Genomic DNA, 360 nt, shown 5'->3' with positions numbered 1-360 from the left:
GGCGGGACTCGTCGTTTCTGCCCATGGAGGCCAGTGTAAATCCGTCACACAGACGGTTGCGGCCTAGGAAGTGGGAAGCCTCGCCCGACAGGGCGGGGAGCAGTCACGTAAAACTCATTGCACTATTGATTATCTATTAACCTATAAGTGGTAAGGATATGATGACCATTTCAGTTAGACCCACTCTTCGCACTGTAAACCAATGGGGAAATCAATAGAATGGCGAAAGGCTATTATCTGCTCGTTGGTGATAAAACGACCTGTGGTGGCGTTATCATCACCGGTGACCAGACCATCACATTTAACGGGCGAGCAACCGCGCGTGAAGGGGATCACGTCACCTGTGGTAAACATTCCGGT

At 50.8% G+C, this 360-nt stretch carries 1 protein-coding gene and 1 pseudogene; both read left to right on the top strand.

Annotation, left to right across the window (positions count from 1 at the left end; translation table 11 throughout):
* A pseudogene (locus tag ABR397_RS23540) lies at window positions 1-67 on the top strand (RNA-guided endonuclease InsQ/TnpB family protein); the annotation flags it as partial.
* 152 nt (window positions 68-219) lie between these two features.
* A partial coding sequence (locus tag ABR397_RS23535) for a PAAR domain-containing protein (protein ID WP_350307813.1) occupies window positions 220-360 on the top strand: 141 nt, incomplete at its 3' end.

Source organism: Photorhabdus viridis (genome assembly GCF_040256935.1).
GTDB lineage: Bacteria > Pseudomonadota > Gammaproteobacteria > Enterobacterales > Enterobacteriaceae > Photorhabdus > Photorhabdus viridis.
This window is presented reverse-complemented; position numbering and strand designations above follow the sequence as displayed.